The sequence below is a fragment of the Methyloceanibacter sp. genome (assembly GCF_035650995.1).
Classification (GTDB): Bacteria; Pseudomonadota; Alphaproteobacteria; order Rhizobiales; family Methyloligellaceae; genus Methyloceanibacter.
In genome coordinates this window covers 1-20118 of the sequence record NZ_DASRGO010000091.1, presented here as the reverse complement: position 1 = coordinate 20118, position 20118 = coordinate 1, and the positions used below count along the sequence as shown (strand labels likewise).

15 protein-coding genes, 1 tRNA gene and 1 pseudogene are annotated in these 20118 nt (G+C 65.1%); 11 read left to right on the top strand and 6 right to left on the bottom strand.

The window, feature by feature from the left end; all coding sequences use genetic code 11:
* Positions 1-93: 93 nt before the first annotated feature.
* The 4 genes from VFB18_RS07180 to VFB18_RS07165 all read left to right on the top strand — a co-directional run bounded on the left by VFB18_RS07180 (position 94) and on the right by VFB18_RS07165 (position 5060).
* The gene (locus VFB18_RS07180; RefSeq protein WP_324972832.1) at positions 94-717 is read left to right on the top strand and encodes a DnaJ domain-containing protein; all 624 of its coding nucleotides are present in this window, start codon (positions 94-96) and stop codon (positions 715-717) included.
* 91 nt (positions 718-808) lie between these two features.
* Positions 809-1798 carry a cobaltochelatase subunit CobS gene (cobS, locus tag VFB18_RS07175; protein WP_324972829.1) on the top strand — a complete coding sequence of 330 codons (990 nt, stop codon included), beginning with the start codon at positions 809-811 and terminating at the stop codon, positions 1796-1798.
* Position 1799: 1 nt separating this feature from the next.
* Entirely contained in the window at positions 1800-3698 is a 1899-nt protein-coding gene (gene cobT, locus VFB18_RS07170; protein ID WP_324972826.1) for a cobaltochelatase subunit CobT, read from the top strand.
* 27 nt (positions 3699-3725) lie between these two features.
* Positions 3726-5060, top strand: coding sequence for an esterase-like activity of phytase family protein (locus VFB18_RS07165; RefSeq protein ID WP_324972823.1), 1335 nt, complete (start codon positions 3726-3728; stop codon positions 5058-5060).
* Here the strand turns inward: VFB18_RS07165 and rpmB are convergent.
* The gene (gene rpmB, locus VFB18_RS07160; protein ID WP_324972820.1) at positions 5008-5310 is read right to left on the bottom strand and encodes a 50S ribosomal protein L28; all 303 of its coding nucleotides are present in this window, start codon (positions 5308-5310) and stop codon (positions 5008-5010) included. The genes VFB18_RS07165 and rpmB overlap by 53 nt on opposite strands.
* 227 nt (positions 5311-5537) lie before the next feature.
* Here rpmB and VFB18_RS07155 point away from each other — a divergent pair, with 227 nt between their 5' ends.
* The 3 genes from VFB18_RS07155 to VFB18_RS07145 all read left to right on the top strand — a co-directional run bounded on the left by VFB18_RS07155 (position 5538) and on the right by VFB18_RS07145 (position 9931).
* Entirely contained in the window at positions 5538-6410 is an 873-nt protein-coding gene (locus tag VFB18_RS07155) for a DUF3108 domain-containing protein (RefSeq protein ID WP_324972817.1), read from the top strand.
* 342 nt (positions 6411-6752) lie between these two features.
* Positions 6753-9557 carry a DEAD/DEAH box helicase gene (locus VFB18_RS07150; protein WP_324972815.1) on the top strand — a complete coding sequence of 935 codons (2805 nt, stop codon included), beginning with the start codon at positions 6753-6755 and terminating at the stop codon, positions 9555-9557.
* A complete protein-coding gene (locus VFB18_RS07145) occupies positions 9554-9931 on the top strand; it encodes an RNA-binding S4 domain-containing protein (RefSeq protein ID WP_324972812.1) in 378 nt (125 codons plus the stop codon). Before VFB18_RS07150 ends, VFB18_RS07145 begins: the two co-directional genes overlap by 4 nt.
* A gap of 17 nt (positions 9932-9948) precedes the next feature.
* Here the strand turns inward: VFB18_RS07145 and VFB18_RS07140 are convergent, their stop codons facing one another.
* Positions 9949-12390: a bifunctional diguanylate cyclase/phosphodiesterase gene (locus tag VFB18_RS07140; RefSeq protein ID WP_324972808.1), complete on the bottom strand. Its 2442-nt coding sequence runs from the start codon at positions 12388-12390 to the stop codon at positions 9949-9951.
* 288 nt (positions 12391-12678) lie between these two features.
* Here VFB18_RS07140 and fdxA point away from each other — a divergent pair, with 288 nt between their 5' ends.
* The gene (fdxA, locus tag VFB18_RS07135) at positions 12679-13017 is read left to right on the top strand and encodes a ferredoxin FdxA (protein ID WP_324972805.1); all 339 of its coding nucleotides are present in this window, start codon (positions 12679-12681) and stop codon (positions 13015-13017) included.
* A gap of 374 nt (positions 13018-13391) precedes the next feature.
* Positions 13392-13952 (top strand): annotated as a pseudogene (locus VFB18_RS07130) (CarD family transcriptional regulator); the annotation flags it as partial.
* Positions 13953-13999: 47 nt separating this feature from the next.
* Here VFB18_RS07130 and VFB18_RS07125 read toward each other — a convergent pair.
* The 4 genes from VFB18_RS07125 to VFB18_RS07110 all read right to left on the bottom strand — a co-directional run bounded on the left by VFB18_RS07125 (position 14000) and on the right by VFB18_RS07110 (position 18788).
* The gene (locus tag VFB18_RS07125; RefSeq protein WP_324972802.1) at positions 14000-15712 is read right to left on the bottom strand and encodes a tetratricopeptide repeat protein; all 1713 of its coding nucleotides are present in this window, start codon (positions 15710-15712) and stop codon (positions 14000-14002) included.
* A 48-nt stretch (positions 15713-15760) separates the two neighbouring features.
* Positions 15761-16588: a thermonuclease family protein gene (locus tag VFB18_RS07120; RefSeq protein ID WP_324972798.1), complete on the bottom strand. Its 828-nt coding sequence runs from the start codon at positions 16586-16588 to the stop codon at positions 15761-15763.
* Between the two features lie 13 nt (positions 16589-16601).
* Positions 16602-18194: a M48 family metalloprotease gene (locus tag VFB18_RS07115; protein ID WP_324972795.1), complete on the bottom strand. Its 1593-nt coding sequence runs from the start codon at positions 18192-18194 to the stop codon at positions 16602-16604.
* Positions 18195-18299: 105 nt separating this feature from the next.
* Entirely contained in the window at positions 18300-18788 is a 489-nt protein-coding gene (locus VFB18_RS07110; RefSeq protein WP_324972787.1) for a cupin domain-containing protein, read from the bottom strand.
* Positions 18789-19108: 320 nt separating this feature from the next.
* Between VFB18_RS07110 and VFB18_RS07105 the strand changes: the two genes are divergently transcribed.
* Entirely contained in the window at positions 19109-19390 is a 282-nt protein-coding gene (locus VFB18_RS07105) for a hypothetical protein (RefSeq protein WP_324972784.1), read from the top strand.
* 144 nt (positions 19391-19534) lie between these two features.
* Positions 19535-19611, top strand: a tRNA-Arg gene (locus tag VFB18_RS07100).
* The last annotated feature ends 507 nt before the right edge of the window (positions 19612-20118 follow it).

Here is a 20118-nt window from a genome sequence, read left to right as displayed (position 1 = left end):
GTCACGAGACCCTTAACCGATCACTCTATCCTAGTTCGCCGGCCGAGGGCCATTCTTGTTGTGACTGCATCTGCTTCGCATAATGCCGATTCCATGAAGCTCGACTCCAAATTCTTCGACCGCCTCCGCGTCAAGCCTGACGAGAACCGTCTGCTGCGCAACGCCTGTCCGAAATGCGAGCGCGCAGGCTGCGAGGAACCCGGCCTCTACCCTGCGCCCAAGGGCCGCGGCTTCGAGGGCCAGTACCACCGCTTCTGCCTCGACCACGTGCGCGAGTACAACAAGTCCTACAACTACTTCTCGGGCCTTTCCGACGAGGACGTCATCAAGCACCAGAAGGACGACACGATCGGCCACCGCCCGACCTGGTTCATCGGCGTCAACGCCTGGTCGCGCGGCCGGAAGACGGGGCGGGGCCGCCGCAACGGCTTTGCCCATCGATTCACCACCGACGATCCCTTCGCGCTGTTCCCCGACCGGGAGGACAAGGCCAAGCCCGGAAGCCCCCCGGCCCGGCCGCTCCAGCGCGCCGAGCGGAAGTGCCTACGCCAGCTCAATCTCGAGGACACCGCCACCAAGGCCGATATCAGGGCGCGCTTCAAGGAGTTGGTTAAGCGGCTCCACCCCGACCACAACCGGGGCGACCGCAGCTCAGAGGACAAGTTGCGCGAAGTGATCCAAGCCTATAACTATCTGAAGCAGGCGGGGCTTGCGTGACAGTCGCTGGGCAGCCCCAAATCCCTGGAAATCCGAGGTTCGCGGCTCGCCCGAACCTCCTTGCAGCGCGACGAACAGGCTTTCACACCCCATGACCTTGCAAACTGCTGAGCGCGGCGCCGGCCTGCCGGACATGACCGTCTCCGTGCGCCAAGTGTTCGGCATCGACACCGACCTCGAAGTTCCGGCCTATTCGCGGCCCGACGAGCACGTCCCCGACGTCGACCCGGACTATCTCTTCAACCGCGACGTGACCCTCGCCATCCTCGCCGGCTTCAAGCACAACCGGCGCGTCATGATCCAGGGCTATCACGGCACCGGCAAATCGACCCATGTCGAGCAGGTCGCCGCGCGCCTCAACTGGCCGTGCATGCGCATCAACCTCGACAGCCACGTGAGCCGCATCGACCTTGTCGGCAAGGACGCCATCGTAATCCGCGACGGAATGCAGGTGACCGAGTTCCGCGAGGGCATCCTCCCCTACGCGCTCCAGACCAATACCGCGCTGTGCTTCGACGAATACGACGCCGGGCGCCCCGACGTGATGTTCGTGATCCAGCGCGTGCTCGAGGTCTCGGGCAAGCTCACCCTGCTCGACCAGTCCAAGGTGATCAGGCCGCACCCCGCCTTCCGCCTGTTCGCCACCACCAACACCATCGGGCTCGGCGACACGAGCGGCCTCTATCACGGCACCCAGCAGATCAACCAGGGCCAGATGGACCGCTGGTCGATCGTGGTGACGCTCAACTACCTGCCGCACGACGATGAGGTGAACATCGTGCTCGCCAAGGCCAAGGCGTGGAACACCGAGGCCGGGCGGAAAGTCGTGTCGAACATGGTGCGCGTCGCCGAGCTGACGCGGAACGCCTTCATGAACGGCGACCTGTCCACCGTCATGAGCCCGCGCACGGTCATCACCTGGGCGGAGAACGCCGAGATCTTCGGCGATATCGGCACGGCCTTTGCGCTGTCCTTCCTCAACAAATGCGACGAACTCGAGCGCGGCCTGATCGCCGAGTTCTACCAGCGCTGCTTCGGCGAGGACCTGCCGCAATCGACCGCCAACGTGGCCTTGAGCTGAGATGACGATGACGCGGCGAAAAGAGGCGCCGCTCGACCCGTTCAAGCGCGCCGTGAGCCAAACCACCCGTGCAATCGCCGCCGACAACGCGGTCGAGGTGGTGTTCTCGACCGAGCCGCCGGGGCTGTCCGGCAAGACCGCGCGCCTGCCCGAGCCTTCGCGCATTCCCTCAAAGGCGGAGATTGCCGTGATCCGCGGCCATGCCGACGCCGCGGCGCTTGCCATCGCCTGCCACGACGCCGTCCTGCACGAGGCTCTGGCACCAGGCGGCGGAGAGGCCCGCGCCGTATTCGAGGCGATCGAGCAGGCGCGCGTCGAGGCGATCGGCGCCCAGCGCATGCAAGGCGTCGCCGCCAATCTCGCCGCACGCATGGAGCAGCGCTACGAGCGGAGCCGGTTCGCCGAGGTGACCGATCGCGCCGATGCGCCCCTTCCCGATGCGCTCGGCCTTCTCGTGCGCGAGAAGCTGACCGGCCAGGCCCCCCCGGCCAAGGCCCGCGCCGTCGTGAACCTATGGCGCCAGTGGATCGAGGGCCGGGCCAGGACCGTCCTCGACCGCATGCCCGACACCCTCCTCGACCAGGAGGCGTTCGGGCGGTTGACGCGCGAGCTATTGGCCGCGCTCAATCTCGCCGACCAGCTCGACCAGCGCGAGGACGAGGATTCCGAGCAGGAGAGCGAGAACGATCCGAATTCGTCGCAAGCCGACGACGAGAGCGCCGACGGCGAGCAGCGTTCCGAGCTTGCGGCCGAGGCCCGCGCCGATCAGGAAAGCCTGGCCGAGCAGACGCTCGAGGACAACGAGGATGGAGCGAGCGAGCGTCTCGACCGAGAGACCGACGCCGCGGACTTGCCGCGCCGCTCGGAGCCCTGGCGCCCGAACCTGTCGGTGCTCGATGATCCGGAGGCGTTCGGCTACAAGGTCTTCACCCGCGCCTATGACGAGATCGTCAACGCCGAGGAGCTCTGCGACGCGGACGAGCTCGATCGGTTGCGCGCCTTCCTCGACAAGCAGCTCGTCGCGCTGCATGGCGCCGTCTCGCGCCTTGCTAACCGGCTCCAGCGCCGGCTGCTCGCGCAGCAGAACCGCGGCTGGGACTTCGATCTCGACGAGGGTCTGATCGATGCCGCGCGGCTCGCCCGCGTCGTGGTCGATCCGATGCATCCCCTGAGCTTCAAGCAGGAGCGCGAGACCTCCTTCCGCGACACGGTGGTGACGCTTCTGCTCGACAATTCGGGCTCGATGCGCGGCCGCCCGATCATGGTCGCCGCCTGCTGCGCCGATATTCTCGCCCGCACCCTCGAGCGCTGTGGCGTCAAGGTCGAAATCTTGGGCTTCACCACCCGCGCCTGGAAGGGCGGCCACAGCCGCGAGGCGTGGCTGAACGCGCTGAAGCCGGCCCTGCCCGGCCGCCTCAACGACCTGCGGCATATCGTCTACAAATCGGCCGACGCACCCTGGCGGCGGTCGCGCCGCAATCTCGGGCTGATGATGCGCGAGGGCCTGCTCAAGGAGAATATCGACGGCGAGGCGCTCGCCTGGGCCCATGGCCGGCTGCTGGCGCGTCCCGAGCAGCGCCGCATCCTGATGATGATTTCGGACGGCGCGCCGGTCGACGATTCCACGCTTTCCGTCAATTCCGGGTCATATTTGGAGCGGCATCTTCGCCAGGTGATCAACGAGATCGAGACGAGATCGCCGGTCGAACTGCTCGCCATCGGCATCGGCCACGATGTCACCCGCTATTACCGCCGCGCCGTCACGGTGACCGACGCCGAGGAGCTTGCCGGCGTCATGACCGAGAAGCTCGCCGAGCTGTTCGACGAGGACCTTGCCTGGCGGCAGCTCCACCGCACCGTGCCCGCGGCCGCGCGCGCCAAGCACCGCAAGCTGCACTAGCGTGACAATCACGGGGGAAGCGGATTGTTGAGGCTCTGGCTGCCCCCGACCCTCCTCGCCATCTCTCGCGGAGCGACGCGCATCCTTGCCGCCGCATCGCTTGCCGTCGTTGCGACGCTCATCGTGGTGCCGGCGCTTGCCGACAAGCCAGAGACCGCTCTCGACAAGACTATCTCGACCACGGTCAGCGCCATCCCCATCGATTTCGACCGCGAGCACCCCGAGCGCAAGGAGTTCGGCAAGCTCATCTTCAGGGGCGGGCTCAACCTTTTCGCCAAGTCGATCTATTTCGGCGGCTACTCGGCGCTCGCTCTCGACCCGACCGGCACCAAGCTGCTCGCCATCTCCGACGCCGGCAGCTGGATGAAGGCCGACCTCGACTATAATGGCCGCGAACTGAAAGGCCTCGGCAACGTGACGCTCGGGCCCCTCCTCGGCCAGAACGGGAAGCCGCTCCTTGCCGATCAGGAGCGCGATTCGGAAGGCATGGCGCTTGCCTCGGGCACGCCGGAAGCGGGCACGGCCTTCATCTCCTTCGAGCGCAAGCACAGGATAGCGCGCTATCCCTTCACCGCCGACCAGTTCGGTCCGCCCTCAGGAACAATTCCCTTGCCGCCCGGAGCCAAGCGCATGGAGGCCAACCGCGGCATCGAGGCGCTCGCCATGATCACGGCGGGGCGTCTTAAGGGAACGCTCGTCGCCTTCCCCGAGCGCCTCCCCGACAAGAACGGTAACTTGACCGGCTGGCTCATCGGCGGCCCCTCGCCAGGGACCATCGCGCTCAAGCCGATCGAGGGCTTCGACATTACCGACGCCGCGGCGCTGCCCGACGGCGGGATCGTCATCCTCGAACGGCGCTTCCGCTATAGCGAAGGCATCAAGATGCGCATCCGCCGCGTCTCCCCCGCCGAGCTGAAACCGGGCGCGGTCATCACCGGCGAGGTTCTGCTCGAGGCGACCGACAGCCTCAACATCGACAACATGGAGGCGATCGCCGTGCATCGCCGTGCTTCGGGCGAGACCGTGCTGACGCTCATGTCCGACGACAATTTCAGCCCGCTGCAGCGGACGCTGATCATGCAATTCACGCTGCCCGACGCGACCGCGGCCGCCGCCAGCGCGCCGGCCGCCAACGAGGATCGCACCCCCGAGCACCGAGCCGCCGCCACAACCTCTCCGAGCGAAGCCGTTCATGGCAAGCTGGAACGCTGCGGTGGGGGCACAGGGATTTGCGAACCATCCCACACCGACTTCGGCGCTGGCGAGGTCGGACCTGCCCGCGAAGGGAAGTATGGGGAAACAGCCGGAGCTAGTGGGAGGCCGAAGCCTCGGCGTCGTGGCGCTTCTCGATCTGGCGCTTGAGACGGCGCGCCTTGAGCGAGAGCTCGTCATCATCGGCCTTGAGCAGGTAGGCGTCGAGCCCGCCGCGATGCTCGACCGAGCGGAGCGCATTGGCGCTGACGGTGAACCTGACGCGCTTCTTGAGCGCCTCGCTCTCGAGCGTGACGCTGCACAGGTTGGGGAGGAAGCGGCGCTTGGTCCTCCGCTTGGCATGGCTCACATTGTTGCCGGTGAGCACGGCTTTGCCGGACAGCTCGCAACGACGGGCCATGGTCCTGATCCTTCCTGCTTCGTAGAAAACGGAAAACCGGGGCGGGTGGAGACTAGCATCCTCCAGACCGTGCCACCGGTGGGCAGCATATAGAAGGAAGCACCCGGCCCGGTCAAGGCGCCGCCACAAACTTCGCCCAAGGTTAGAATTGACGAATGGGGCGAATAACCCGAAATTCTCTGGAACAACCTAGCAGCTGAAGCGGTTTCTGCTAGGGGTGGGAGCCCATGCAGCAAGCCCGACACTGCGTTAGCCTTCTGGCTGTCGCCGCCCTGACTCTGTGGCTCGGGGGTCATTTCCCATCCCGCCCCGCTCTTGCCGAAAACCCCCTCGCCGCGGCGAGCCGTATCACCGCCGTTTATCGCGTCGATCTCGCCGGCTTCAATCTCGGCAATTTCAACCTCACCACTGTGTTCCGCGGCGACGACTACGAGATGCGCGGCGAGGCCCGCTTCTCCGTTCTCCAGGGCATCCTCTATCAGTGGTACGGCACCACTGCGAGCGCCGGCCGCGTGACGAGCGCAGGGCCCGAGCCCGCGATGTACGCGCTCAGCTTTTCCGAGGGCGGCAAGCGGACCGAGCAGCTGCGCATGACCTTCGGCGCGGGCGCGGTCACCGACGTGCAGATCGTCCCCTACAAGCTGCCCAATCCCCGCGACATCCCGGTGACCAAGGCGCAGCTCGAAGGCGTGGTCGATCCGATGAGCGGCGCGTTCTTGACCGCGCATTCGGAGAACCCGAACGGCGATCTCAAAGTGTGCAACCAGACGCTTCCCGTGTTCGACGGCAGGCAGCGCTTCGATCTCGTGCTCACGCCGAAGCGCGCCGTCAACGTGCAGCGCTCGGCGACGAGCGCCTATACCGGACCGGCGGTGATCTGCCGCGTCAAGTTCATCCCCATCGCCGGCTATCAGCCTGACAATCCCGGCATCAAGCTCATGACCGAGACGGACGAGATCGAGGTCTGGCTGATCCCGGTCAGGGGCACGTTCATGTACGTGCCCTACCGGATCGTGCTTCCGACGCCGGTGGGCTACGGCACGGCGGTGGTGACCTCGATCGCGGTTGACGGCGCGCGACGCGCCGATGCCGCGCCTTGAGACAACAAGCCCCGGGGCGAGGCGCGCCCTACAGGGTTAACGTGACTAGACCAAAACCCAATATGTTGTGGGGAACGGATGCCGAAAATTAACGCTCCCCTGATTCGCTCATGTTCCGTTCCTGCTCTTTCTTCGCTTTTGTAAGGAAGCGGCAGGCGGCATAAACAACATCTAGTCATCGCCGGCGCGATGGCGTTCCTCATCGGGATGCGCTCAGCGAAGCACGACTTTCCCATTTCCGACTGCGGAACGAAATCCGAATGAGCCGAGTCAGCGATTCGGACAGGATTCGTTCCGGCCCCGTTCCGAAACGCGAACCAGCGAAGTTCAAGGACAAACAAGATGAGCCGGCCGTTATCCACTCATTCCACAGGCTTCCAGCGCGGACGCGGCGTCACCGCGGTGCTCGGGCCGACCAACACCGGCAAAACCCACCTCGCCATCGAGCGCATGCTGGCGCACGAGGTCGGCATCATCGGTCTTCCGCTCAGACTGCTGGCCCGCGAAGTCTACGACAAGATTGTGGCCCGCGTCGGCGCAACCCAGGTCGCGCTCATCACCGGAGAAGAGAAGATCAAGCCGCCGCGGCCCCGCTTCTATGTCTGCACCGTCGAGGCGATGCCGCTCGACCTCGAAGCCGAATTCGTCGCCATCGACGAGATCCAGCTCGCCGCCGACGGCGAGCGCGGTCATGTCTTTACCGACCGGCTGTTCCATGCGCGCGGCCTCAACGAAACCCTGCTCCTCGGCGCCGCGACCATGCGCGACACGATCCGTGAGCTGCTGCCCGGCGCCAATCTCGTCTCGCGCCCGCGGCTCTCCTCCCTCACCTATGCCGGCGACAAGAAGATCACCCGGCTCCCCAGGCGCAGCGCCATCGTCGCTTTCTCGGCCAACGACGTCTATGCCATCGCCGAGCTGGTGCGCCGGCAGAGGGGCGGCGCCGCTGTCGTGCTCGGGGCGCTGTCCCCGCGCACGCGCAACGCCCAGGTCGCGCTTTATCAGAACGGCGACGTCGATTTTCTCGTCGCCACCGACGCGATTGGCATGGGGCTCAACCTCGACCTCGATCACGTCGCCTTCGCCGGCATCCGTAAATTCGACGGGCAGAACCACCGCAATCTCAGCGCCGCCGAGCTCGGGCAGATCGCCGGCCGCGCCGGCCGTCACATGAACGACGGCACGTTCGGGGTGACGGGACAGGTCGCGCCGTTCGAATCGGACCTGGTGGACCGGCTGGAAAACCATTCCTTCGACGCGGTCGGCGTGCTGCAATGGCGCAACCGCAACCTCGACTTCGGTTCGCTCGACCGCCTCAAGGACAGCCTGCGCGAGACGCCGGACCACCCGCGCCTCTCCCGCTCGCGCATGGTCGACGATGTGATCGCGCTCGAGAACGTGAGCCGGGACGACTGGGTGCGCGGCGCGGCTGTCGCGCCCGCGTCGGTGGCGCTTCTGTGGGAGATGTGCCAGATCCCCGACTACCGCAAAATCTCCGCGGCGAGCCACGCCGAGCTTGTCGCGACGCTCTATCGCTTCGTGATGAGCGACCAGGGCCGCATCCCGGCCGACTGGTTCGCCAACCAGGTGGCGCAGGCCGATCGCACCGACGGCGATCTCGACACGCTGTCGAACCGCCTCGCCCAGATCCGCACCTGGACTTTCGTGTCGCACCGGACCCAATGGCTCGACGACCCCGAACATTGGCAGGAGCGCACGCGCGCCATTGAGGATACCCTGTCCGACGCGCTACACGAGCGTCTGACGCAGCGTTTCGTCGATCGCCGCACCAGCGTGTTGATGCGGCGCTTGCGCGACAAGGAGGAGATCGTGGCGGAGATCGGCGCCGACGGGCATATCCTGGTCGAGAACCACTATGTGGGCCGTCTCGACGGTTTCCGCTTCACGCCCGATGCGGCGAGCGACGGCATTCACGGCAAGGCCGCGCGCCACGCCGCGGTGAAAGTGCTGGCCGGAGAGCTCGCCTCGCGCGCGGCTGCGCTCGCCGCGGCTCCCGACGAGGCGATTACGCTCAAACCCAACGGACGCATGGTCTGGGCGGGCTCGGAAGTCGCCGGCCTCGAGCGCGGCGAGACCGCGCTCAAGCCGCGGCTCAGTCTCTATGCCGATGAGCATCTCGCTGGCTCCGACCGCGAGCTCGTGCTGAAGCGGCTGGAGGCGCGGCTCGACGCCGAGCTCAGGGCGAAGCTCGCTCCGCTGATGGCGCTCAGCGAGGCCACCGACTTGACCGGTCTTGCCCGCGGGCTTGCCTTTCGGTTGTCGGAGAATCTCGGCGTGCTCCGCCGCGAGACGGCCTCCGATGAGATCAAGGCGCTCGATCAGCCGGCCCGCGCCGAGCTTCGCAAATACGGCGTGCGCTTCGGCGCTTTTAACGTCTACATCCCGGCCCTGCTCAAGCCGGCCGCGGCCGACCTGCTGCTTCTGCTGTGGGTGCTCCACTCCGGCCGCGAGCACGGCTTCGATACCGACACCCTTCCGCCCCGGCCGCAACAGGGCCTCACCTCGGTTCCGGTGGGCAGGGATCTGCCCGAAGCCTATTGGCGCATCGCCGGCTTTCATGTCGCCGGAGCCCGCGCCGTCCGCATCGACATGCTCGAGCGCCTGTCAGACCTCATCCGCGCTCGCGTCGCTTGGCGCAAGGTCGAGGGCGGCGAGGCCGAGCCTTCGGGAGCGACCGGCGACGGCGGCTTCCGCGTGGTGCCCGACCTGATGTCGATGGTGGGCTGCTCGGGCGAGGAGTTCGCCTCGATCCTGAAGGCGCTCGGCTTCAGGCGCGAACGGCGCAAGCTTCCGGTGGAGGCTCTTCCATCCGAGGCGTCGGCAACCGATGGCGCGGCTTCGCCAAGCGAAGCTTCGCCGCCCGCGCCCGAGGCCTTCGAGGAGATCTGGCGTCCCGGCAAGCGGAACGAAGTGCGTCACGCCAAGCGCAGTGGCAAACAGCCGCGGCGCGAACACCGCGCGCACGGCGGCAAGCGCGAGCACGACCGCGCGCGCAAGCCGATCGAGCAAAAGCGCGAGCGGTCCAAGCAGCCGAACGAGCATTCGCCGTTCGCCGCCTTGAAGGAGCTGAGACAGACGCTCGCGGTGCGCCAGCAGGAGCGCAGCAGCCGTCCGCCGCGCTCATGATCGGCCAGCGCCTCGACAAATGGCTATGGTGCGCGCGGGTGGTGAAGACGCGCGCCGCTGCGGTTAGGCTCATCGTCGAGGGCAAGGTCCGCATCAACGGCGTGCGCGCGCTCAAAGCGAGCCGCCCCGTCCACCACGGCGACGTGATCACCGCCATGGCGCTCGGGCGGCTCTCGGTGTTGCGTGTGGTCGGAACCGCCGAGCGACGGGGGCCGGCGAGCGCGGCGCTCGCGCTCTATGACGACCTCACCCCGAAAGCGCTGCCAGGTGCGGAGCCCGGCGACGGAGCGCCCGTGCAAGAGCGCGGCCCACGCCCGACCAAACGCGACCGCAGGCGGCTCGACGCCTTGCACGCCAAACCCTCCGAGTCCTGACTGCCCGCTCTTGCCGATCAGGCCACGTTGGTCTTTGTGCGCCTGAGCTCCCCTGCCTCGGGCCTGATGACGCCCTCGCGCAACAGCTCGGTCGTGCGCTCGGCCGTCACCGGGCGGCTGAAATAGTAGCCTTGCGCGTGCTCGCAACCCGCACCAATCAGAAAGCGCATCTGCGCCTCGGTTTCGACTCCCTCGGCGATGACTTCGAGTCCGAGTTCGTGAGCGAGCCGGATGGCGGCGCGCACCACGGCGGCGTTGCGATAATCGACCGTCACGCGAAATACGAATTCCTGCGCGAGCTTCAGCCGGTTGACGGGATAGGTGGTCAGATATTTGAGCGACGAGTAGCCGGTGCCGAAATCGTCGATGGCGATCTTGGTGCCGAGCTGGCGGAGGTTCTCCAGCGTAGTCTTGTGCCGCTGCGTGGCCTCCATCAACACCGACTCGGTCAATTCGAGCTCGAGCCTGCCGGGGTCGATGCCGAAGCGCGTCAAAGCGCCGGCCACTTCGCGCTCGAGCTCGGCGCTGCCCTTGAGCTGGACCCCTGACACATTGACCGCAAGCACCTGCGGCGCGATTCCCTCGACATGCCACAGCTTGAGCTGCCGGCACGCTTCCTCGAACACCCAACTTCCGATCGCAAGAGCGGCTCCGGTCCGCTCGGCGATCGGAATGAAGGCCGCCGGCGTCAATAGGCCACGCGTCTTGTGATTCCATCTGATCAGCGCTTCGAGGCCCATGATGCGGCCGGTCGCGAGCGCCACTTGCGGCTGATAGTAGAGCTCGAGTTCGCGATGTTCCAGGGCGGCACGAAGCTCGTCGGCGACGCGCACGCGCTCGTGCACTTTGCGGTCGAGGTCGCGGCTGTGGAAGCGGTAGCAGTTGCGCCCCTCGTCCTTGGCGCCATAGAGCGCGAGGTCGGCCTGCACCAGCATGTCCTCGGGTCCTGAGAGATCGGATGAATACACCGAGATGCCGATGCTCGAAGTGATGCGGAGCCGGTGATGATCTATGGTGAAGGGCTCGCCGAGGCTCTTGCGGATCCTCGCGGCAAGCTCGCCGACGACGTGCGGATCGCGTACATCGCATACGAGGATGGCGAACTCGTCGCCGCCGAAGCGCGCCACGAAATGCCCGGACCCGACCAGGGTCTTGAGCCTCTCAACCACCTGCTTGAGCAGGAGGTCGCCCATGGCGTGGCCGAGCGTGTCGTTCACGTCTTTGAAGTCGTCGATGTCGAGATAAAGCACGGCGAACGGCGGCGCGCCGCGCGCGCTCGCGTTGAATGCCGCGGTGAGCCGCTTCATGAAGGCGCGACGGTTGGCAAGATCGGTGAGCAGGTCCGTTTGTGCAAGCGTGAGAATCCTGCTGTTGGCGGATTCCAATCTGAGCGCATGGCGGAGCGAGGCCCACATATAAGCCACCACGGCGCTGAAAACGAACAGGACGGCGAAAAACGCAAGCCAAGCCCGGTAATAGCTGATGAGCCCCTCTTGCTCCGGGACCACGACCAGTTTCCAGTTGGCGTTTCCAGCCTTTACCGGCCCCGACCAATAGTTCAGCCCTGCGAGCTCGGCGAGCGATTTGGCAGCGACGGGCTGATCGGCGCCGACCGCCGCACGCCAATAAATCGGCATCGCATGGGCGCCGTCATCACTGCGATAGACGTAGATTGACACGGATTGCGGCAACGCTGCCTTGGCCAGAATCGAATCGATCACCGCCTTCGTTTGAAACGAAGCTACGAGGACGCCGCGAATATTGTCGTGGCGCTGCTCTTGGGTATCTAGCGGCACACCAACGCGGTAGACCGGGGCGATGTAGATGAAGCCCAACCGGCTTCCGGCGATGGGGTTGCGAAGCATAACGTCTTGCGCCGTTGCGACCACATCGTTGTCGCGCGCGTACTGGATCGCTCGGCTCCTCACCGGCTCCGAATTGAGATCCATGCCGAATGTCGCCGTGGCCTTAGACGCGAAGGTCGAATAGAGCACGGGAAAATACTCGTCTCGCTCCGGCGAAAGCGGCGGCGTGCCGCTCGCTCTCCAGCTTTTAATGGCATAGTCGGCAAGACCCGCCTCGATCTGCTCGCGCTCGAAAGCCGCGCGTTCTGCGCGGGTGACGTAAGGACACCAGATCACCCGCATCTTTTCGGTCTGGCCGGCAAGAATTTGGTCGGTGAACACCGCAAACTCGTTGGCGTCGATGTCGATGGACGCTTCGTACAGAGCGCGCACGGCGAGGAGCTTGCGGAGATAGTCGTCGAGGCCATTCTGGAGGGTTTGGGCATAGTCGCCGGCGATGTTGTAGAACTTCGCCTTGGCCAGCCGTTCCTCCCAGGCCGAGACGGCCAGCCACGCCACGATGGCCGAAACGAGGCCAAATGAAGCGGCGGCGACAATCGGCCATGATCGGCCGATCGACTGCCACCTCCTCCTCACGTCGGGCAGGTCGGGCATTCCCGGGACGAGGCTCCCTAAGCTCCTGCTTATGCTTGGCTTATTGGCGCGCAGGTGCACCAGCGTTGCCACAAATTGATTGATGCAAAATTATTAAGTCCGCGGCCTAGCAACCAGAAGTAGTGCCTGAGTCTCTCGTTGTTGCGACGACAGTTGGGACTGACTCCCCGCCTTGTGCTGACTTCGGGATTGCTATAGGTGAGGGCTCTTCCTCGGGCGACTCTCGTGGCCCCGCGAGGGCCAAGGAATCCGGCCACTCCGGCTGAGAAGTGGATATTTGTGGGAGCAATGACCTACGTCGTCACTGAAGTTTGCATCAAGTGCAAGTACACCGATTGCGTGGAAGTCTGCCCCGTGGACTGCTTCTACGAAGGTGAGAACATGCTCGTCATTCATCCCGACGAGTGTATCGACTGCGGCGTCTGCGAGCCGGAGTGCCCGGTCGACGCCATCAAGCCGGATACGGAACCCAATTTAGAGAAGTGGCTTGAGTTGAACCGCCAATATTCCGAGACTTGGCCGAATATTACGACAAAAAAACCGGCACCCGCCGATGCGGATGCTTTCGTTTCCGAGCCCGACAAGTTTAACAAGTACTTCTCGACGAAGCCGGGAGAAGGCGACTAGACCCTCTCGAGGGGGTCGAACCGTTAACCCTAGGGCGAAAATGTCGCATGTTGCGGCGCAAAAAGGGCCGTGTTGCGGCACGGAACGGCTTCCCGATTCACTAAGATTATGTTATCTTACTGACGAAATGGCGCAAACTGCCGGCGCGCGAAGCATCAAAAGAGGCGTCCCTGCTCGGGCGCGCTTTTTTTTCTCAACTGAGGGAGGGTGGCGCGATCAGACCCCTGATCGGACACCTAAATTTGTGCCCGTCGCTCGCCGTGTTGGCGTCATTCCGGTCGAACAGGACCGGTAAGTTAGACAAGGGAAAGATTTCGGAACTTCGGCATAAGCGCTCGCCAAAGAATTGCAAACAGTGAGATGAGAGTATGACTGAGAAGAAGAAGCCCCAGCAAAGACACGGTTTTCGCACCAACGAGTATATCGTCTATCCCGCTCACGGTGTTGGCCGGATCGTGAGCATCGAAGAGCAAGAAATTGCCGGTGCCACGCTTGAGCTCTTCGTCATCAATTTCGAGAAGGACAAGATGACGCTCAGGGTGCCGACTTCGAAGCTTGCCGCCGTCGGCATGCGCAAGCTGTCCGAGGAAAAGATCGTCAAGAAGGCGCTCGGCACGCTCAAGGGCAAGGCGCGTGTGAAGCGCACCATGTGGTCCCGCCGCGCGCAGGAATACGAGGCGAAGATCAACTCCGGCGATCTCGTCTCCATCGCCGAGGTGGTTCGCGACCTCTACCGCTCCGAGGCCCAGCCCGAGCAGTCCTACTCCGAGCGCCAGCTCTACGAGGCGGCACTCGACCGCATGGCCCGTGAAATCGCCGCCGTCGAGAAGCTCGACGAGGCGAGCGCGGTAGCCAAGATCGACGAGGTTCTGGCCAAGACGGCGCGCCACGCCAAGCTCGCCGCCGAGAGCGAGGCGCGCACCCGCGCGGCCTAAACCCGCTTTATCGCAAGAGCCTGATCCTCGGGCGCCGCGCGCCAGGGTCAGGCTCTTTGCTTTTCCTCGCCGTCGATCTCGGCCGGCTCGCAGCCGAACTGTCCCATCAGCACCTTGAGCTCCAACGCCTCGGTCTCGGCCTTGGCGGCGCGGCAAATCTCGAGCGACTCCTTCAGCCTGGCGCAAGCTTCGCTCTCCTCGCCCCGCTTATGCGCGAGCACCGCGAGATTGCGCATCTGCATTGCGATCGCGCGCGGGTCTCCCGAGTCCTTTGCCGCATCGAGCGCGAGCAGGAATTCCTGCTCGGCGTCGGCGAAGCGCTCGGCATCGAGCGAGACGGCGCCGAGATTGCCGGCCGCGCGCGCCACGCCCGCGGCGTCGCCCCCGGCCATGAACAGGTCGAGCGCCTTGCGGTAGCACCGCTCGGCGCCCGCATCGTCGTTGAGCGCCCTCTGCGCATTACCGAGATTGTAGACGGCGTTGGCGGCAAGCGTGTGAAGCTCGAGCTCCTCGTAAAGGTCGAGCGACTTCTGAAAGCTGGACGCGGCCTCGGCGAAGCGCCCCTTCTCGAACAGGATCGTCCCGAGATTGAGGCTGCCGCGCGCCATGCCATCCTTGTGCTTGAGGCGCGTCTCGATCGCAAGCGCCTGGCGGATGGTCTCCTCGGCCCGATCGAGATCGTGCGTCTCGCGGTAGAGCAGCGCGAGATTGGCGGCGGCCACCGCCGCGATCGCGATTTCGCCCTGCTGCTCGGCGATCGAGAAGCTCTTCTGCAGCATCGCTTCGGCGTCGGCAAAGCGTCCAAGGCCCTGCAGCAGGAGGCCGAGATCGGCGTGAAGCTGAGCAAGCCCGAGCTGATAGTCGTTCTTGGTGCATAGCGCCTGCGCCGCGCCGTAATTGGCGAGCGCGCCGTCGAGATTGCCGGCCTTCATCTGCGCGCTGGCGAGCGCCATCAGTGCATCGACCAGAGCGCGCGGCTCGTCGACCGCCTCGAAGATGCGCTTGGCGTTCTCGAACTTCTCGATCGCCGCCTCGAGCTTCCCGCTGCGCACGTTGAGCACGCCGGCGAACATGTCGATCAGACCGATGATGTCCTCGCGGCTCCCTTGTGCGAGGCTGCGTGCCTCCCCGATCAACCCTTCGACGCTCGGGATGTCGCCGAGCCTGAACTGAACCACTGCGAGTCCGAGCAGGTTTTCGGCGTCATGCGGATCGAGTTCGAATGCCTGCTGGAACAGCGCAAGCGCTGCGCGGGCGTCGTCGGGCAGGGTGAGCGCCGCCTGATGGCGAAGGGCGGCCGAGGCCTCGCGCGCCGCCTTGCCGGCCACTCGCCGCTTCTCTTCGGCGCGCTCGGCGAAGAGGTCGATCGCAAGCGCCGTGTCGCCCGCCTTCAGCTTCTCGATCGCGCGCCGTCCCGTCCAGCCCGTGTGCTCGCGGAGCGCGACCACGGCTTCGCCGATCAGCGCCTTGATGCTGTTGCGCTCCTTCAGCGAGAGCCGGTCTCCGTCTTCCGGCGACCGCGCGACCATCTTGCCCGCGATCATCACGGCGATCTGCTCGGCGTCGATCCTGCTCTGCTCCTCGTCCTTGCGCAGGACCTTGCCGAGGAGAAACGTTCCAATCGCGCCGAGCACGATGAGCACGAGGACGGCGGCGAACAGGTTTTGCAGCGCCGTCCAATTCGAGGGTGCGGAAATCTCGGCGAGGACCTGCATGAATCCCCCGGTCACCGGGCTAAAGGATGCCGCGATGTCCACCATCGCCCATAAAGCGCCGGCCGGTCCAGGCTCTTGCTGCGAGGGGGCGCCTTACATGTCCCCTTTCGAGACATCGGCGAGAACCTCGATCTGCTCGGGATGGGTGGCCTCGATCATCGGTCCGTTGCGCCAGATGATCCAGCCGCGCACCCGGATTCTCTTGCCGGCAAGTTCTTCGAGATCGACGCCCTCCGCGATGAACGCGCCCACGTCCTTGCGCGCGACCGAGACGGTGAAGTCGCTTTTCCAGTCGCGGGCGAAGTTGAGATAGACCCGGGTCCCGCCCTCGCCCGCGCTCGCCACTCTCCCTTCGACAAGCTGATATGAATTGGTGAGCCGCCCGAGGCGCTCGACGTTTTCGGCGCTCTCGACGCGATAGAGGGACGAGGCCCAGAGCCCGAGCGCCTTCTCGCGCGCACCGGCTTCCGCGGCGAGAAGTTCCTTCACGCAAGCGCGGTTGTCGGGGAAGGAATAGACCCGCGCGAGGCCTTGCCTGATCATCTCTTGCTGGAGCCAGAGGCGCTTGTCGCCCTCCACCACGAACACGTGCGCGAGCGCGTAGCCATGCCGGTCGGTCTTCGTCCCGCCGTAGCGAAGTTCGACCTCCTTGCCTGCGGCAATCCGGGTCAGGGCCTCTTTCGCCTCCTCGACGAAGGGCCAGGGATCGTCGGCGCGGTAGCCGAGCGGCGGCATCGGCGCCTTGGCGCCGATCAGCCGCACCGTTCTGCCGTCGGTAAGCTTCAACGTCTCGCCGTCGATGATCGAGGCGACCCTGCCGGTCTCGGGTTCGGAGAGATCGCAGGCCAACACCGGAACGGGCAGAAGGATGAGCCCGAGACACCAGCCTAGCGTTGCGAGCCATGCGCCTGTGGCGCGCATACCCCTCCCCCGATCACCCCATGAGAACGAGAACGACAATATTCCCGGCGATCACGGCGCACGAGAGGAACACCTGCCAAAACAGGGGCTTGGCGCGCAGCACCCCCGCGGTGGTGGCGAGCTCCGTTAGAACGAGATAGCCGCCCATGCTTCGCTTGAACCAGCCGGTGACCTTGCCCGGCTTGTCGAGATGCTGCGGCACCCGCTTCCAGCCGGCGAAGAGGTCGCCGATCGCCCCGAGCATGGAGCGGAAATCGACCGCCATCAGCCCGGTCTGGTCCTGAAAGACGACGTCCTCTCCGGCGACGAAGCCCGCCGCGACCCGGCCGATCGCCTTGCCCTCGAGGCTGACGCTGCGGCCGCACACAGGCGAGGCCGCGGGATCGCTCATCAGCGCCATCACTGTCGTGGCCCGCGGTGCCCCGAACGGATAGCGCACGGCAAGAGTGAGCAGAACGCCAGCCGCGATCGCCGCGGGCGCAAGCTGCCAGGCGCCCACCATGGCCGCCCCGACGCCAAGCAGGACCGGCACCGCGAAGATCATCAGCTCGAACAGAAACCGCCCGCGCAGCTTGCCGCGGCTGACGTGGGCGCGCTCGGCCGCCGCCTCGATATCGTACGACCCGAAGCCCTGTCCTTTTGCCTTGGCGATCTCGGCGAGCCTCAGGATGCGCCGTCCTGTCAAAGGATGCGTCGAGTTGATCTGGATGAGGGCGGCCCAGGGATTGTAGCAATCGAACAGCATCGCCTCTGCGGCGCTGCCGGGGCGCTCTGCCGCGCTCTGCGCGAGCAGCCCCGTGTAGCGCGCATTCTTGACGTCGACCACGCCGAGATGCCGCGTGCTCCGCAGCAAATTCTGTGTCGCCTCGGTGTCCTCGACGGCGACGATGCCGTAGGCGATCTTGATGAGAGCGCTCGCAAGCTCCTTGGGCGCGACCCATCGCGCCGAGAAAGCATCGGCGAGATATTCGCGCGTGCGGCTGAGATAGAGCAGGAGGTAGATGCCGATATAGTAGGCGACGAGCGCGGCGAGCCCGACCAGCGCCGCGTTGCCCTTCTTGTCGCTCGAGCTTTTGCTCGACCGCGCCAACACGGCGTAGATCTGGTAAAGGATCTGCACCAGCATCCCGGCCATGGTCATGAGGATGAAGTCGCGGTTGACGATATGGCCGAGCTCGTGCCCGACCACGGCGCGCTGCTCCTCCTCGCTGAGAAACTCGAAGATGCCCTGGGTCACCACGATGCGCGCGTTGGAGCGCAGCAGACCGTAGGTGAAAGCCGTCGGGTTGCGGTCGGGGATGAAGCCGATCCGCGGCGCCTTGAAGCGATACTCGTCGGCGACTTGATGGATGAGTTGATGCACGCCGGGATAGCGCTCTCTCACCGCTGCGTCGCCGAGAAACTCGAGGCTGTTGAACCAGCGGAGCGTGAGGTCGGAGAGCCACGGGCTGATGAGCCAGATCGCAAGGTTGATGATCACCGTGAGCACGATGGCCAGGCCGAAATCGACCTCGCCGAGAAAGACCATGGCGGCGAGAACGCAGCCGGCCACCATGCCGATGAGAATGCCGAAGGTGACGAGGGAAGCGAAAACGAGGCGGGCCACTGATAACCCCCATGCGGCAGGCGGGAGCCGAGCTTACCCTATGGGCGTCGCCGGAAAACCCGCGAAATGCGTCTCGCGACGCCAGCCGTGCGCCCAGATGGCGCGTCACTCGTTCGGCGGCGTTTCGCCCGGCACAAGGATCACGTGCTCCTGCTCCTCGGGATCGTTGCGCGCCACGATGGCGATGGCGGGCTCGGTGCTGCTGAGATTGACGGGCTGATGCGGCACGTCAGGCGGAATGAAGATGAAGTCGCCGGCCTCGTTGATCACGCTCTTCTTGAGCCCCTCGCCGTAGCGCGTCTCGACCCGGCCTTGAATGAGATAGATGGCCGATTCGAACCCCTTGTGCACATGAGGCTTGGCCGAGCCGCCAGGCGGAATGATCACCTTCAGCAGCGAGAGGCCTTTCGCGCCGGCCGTCTTGCCGGAGATGCCAGGGAAGACTGGCAGTTTCTGCTTCGATTCCGAAATATCGGCGCCGCGCACGGTCACCACATCTTTGCCGTCGCGCTCGCCGATGATGACCGGCTCGGCAAATGCCTGTCCCAACAGGACGCAACAAGCGGCGAGAGTGAGGAAAACGGTGGGTCGCATGGGAGTCTCCTTTCGCTGACCTTCGTCCTTCGGCGGGGTTGCCGCAGCCTGTGGCGAGGACATAATCATTGTTGGGGATGCGGACGCCGAGTGAAGCTCGACCCGATATCAGCCAGGATCGCCGCGGCGCGCCAGCCGTCTGATCGGTCGAGATAGCTGCCGGTGTAACGCCCGGCCATCCCCACGCCATCGCGGAAGCCCGGATCGGCCGCGGTCGGCCCGTCTTACTTGAGCCCAATTATTGGGCTTTTTTCCGGGGGAGTTGGCCGATTCGTTCCCGACGGACGGCGCAAAGCCTCAAGGAAGGCGGAGGGAAGACGATGATGCGGACATTGGGTTTGGCGGCGCTTTTCCTCGCTGCCGCGACCTTGCCTACATTCGCCGAAGGCCCGGTCCAGGGCGTGGTGCAGGGCACGAAAGAGGTGGGCCAGGGCGCCGTCCAGGGCACGGCTCAGGCCGGAAAGGGCGTGGTGCAAGGCACCGCCACCGTGGCGAAAGGCGCGGGCGAGGCCACGGTCGGCGTGGCGCAAGGCACCGCCACCGTCGCCAAGAAGACCGGCAAGGGCGTCTGGTGCATCGTGACGCTCGGCTACGGCTGCTGAGCGGCCATTAGGCCTCGCCCGAGGACGGACGAGGGGCGGACCCCGGCTAAAGCCTTCAGGGTCGCCAAGCGCTTGGCTTGCATCGCGCGCGCGTGGCGCTTTAGTAATGGGGCGGAAAGCGCGCACCCCTATGGTGCGGGCGAAGACCCCGTAGCTCAGTAGGATAGAGCATCAGATTCCTAATCTGAGGGTCACAGGTTCGAATCCTGTCGGGGTCACCAATCTCCTCAAGGCTTGCGGGTTATTGGAGCAACTGGCTAGGAGCAGCTAGCCAATGTCCTAGCCAATGTTTGGCTGGTTATTGGTCGCTCGAACATCATTAAGAAAAGTTCACGCTACGTTCCAACGGAATCGCATCAGTATTTGGCTCCCTGCGCCCTCTGGGCGCGCAACAAGGAGCAAAACATTATGAGTGACCGAAAAACCGTTGACCGTGGAAGGGACTCTGGAAGTGGGCGCTTCATCCCGGTGAAAGAAGCCGAGAGCAGGCCCAAGACCACCACGGTGGACCGAGTCCCGAAACCCGGATACGGGATCGACCGACGTGAGCCGAAACCAAAAGGCCGCTAGTCTTTCCCTTCTCGGGTGAACTTACAGGTGGGCCGCTCGGGAAACTGGGCGGCCCTTCTCCAAACAAGGCGCATATCTCATGCTGAACTTCTTCATCGCCGCGTCGGCGCTCGTGGCGGCCTTGTTCTGGTTCCTCTCAACAACAGTCACGCTGCCGT

What these genes read in the sequence shown, in the direction of transcription:
- VFB18_RS07105 (WP_324972784.1), top strand. Translation starts at nt 19,109, where the DNA reads ATGATGCGGACATTGGGTTTGGCGGCGCTTTTCCTCGCTGCCGCGACC.
- rpmB (WP_324972820.1), bottom strand. Translation starts at nt 5,310, where the DNA reads ATGGCCCGTCGTTGCGAGCTGTCCGGCAAAGCCGTGCTCACCGGCAAC.
- fdxA (WP_324972805.1), top strand. Translation starts at nt 12,679, where the DNA reads ATGACCTACGTCGTCACTGAAGTTTGCATCAAGTGCAAGTACACCGAT.
- VFB18_RS07180 (WP_324972832.1), top strand. Translation starts at nt 94, where the DNA reads ATGAAGCTCGACTCCAAATTCTTCGACCGCCTCCGCGTCAAGCCTGAC.
- VFB18_RS07140 (WP_324972808.1), bottom strand. Translation starts at nt 12,390, where the DNA reads ATGCCCGACCTGCCCGACGTGAGGAGGAGGTGGCAGTCGATCGGCCGA.
- VFB18_RS07110 (WP_324972787.1), bottom strand. Translation starts at nt 18,788, where the DNA reads ATGCGACCCACCGTTTTCCTCACTCTCGCCGCTTGTTGCGTCCTGTTG.
- VFB18_RS07150 (WP_324972815.1), top strand. Translation starts at nt 6,753, where the DNA reads ATGAGCCGGCCGTTATCCACTCATTCCACAGGCTTCCAGCGCGGACGC.
- VFB18_RS07120 (WP_324972798.1), bottom strand. Translation starts at nt 16,588, where the DNA reads ATGCGCGCCACAGGCGCATGGCTCGCAACGCTAGGCTGGTGTCTCGGG.
- VFB18_RS07125 (WP_324972802.1), bottom strand. Translation starts at nt 15,712, where the DNA reads ATGGTGGACATCGCGGCATCCTTTAGCCCGGTGACCGGGGGATTCATG.
- VFB18_RS07145 (WP_324972812.1), top strand. Translation starts at nt 9,554, where the DNA reads ATGATCGGCCAGCGCCTCGACAAATGGCTATGGTGCGCGCGGGTGGTG.
- VFB18_RS07155 (WP_324972817.1), top strand. Translation starts at nt 5,538, where the DNA reads ATGCAGCAAGCCCGACACTGCGTTAGCCTTCTGGCTGTCGCCGCCCTG.
- cobS (WP_324972829.1), top strand. Translation starts at nt 809, where the DNA reads ATGACCTTGCAAACTGCTGAGCGCGGCGCCGGCCTGCCGGACATGACC.
- cobT (WP_324972826.1), top strand. Translation starts at nt 1,800, where the DNA reads ATGACGATGACGCGGCGAAAAGAGGCGCCGCTCGACCCGTTCAAGCGC.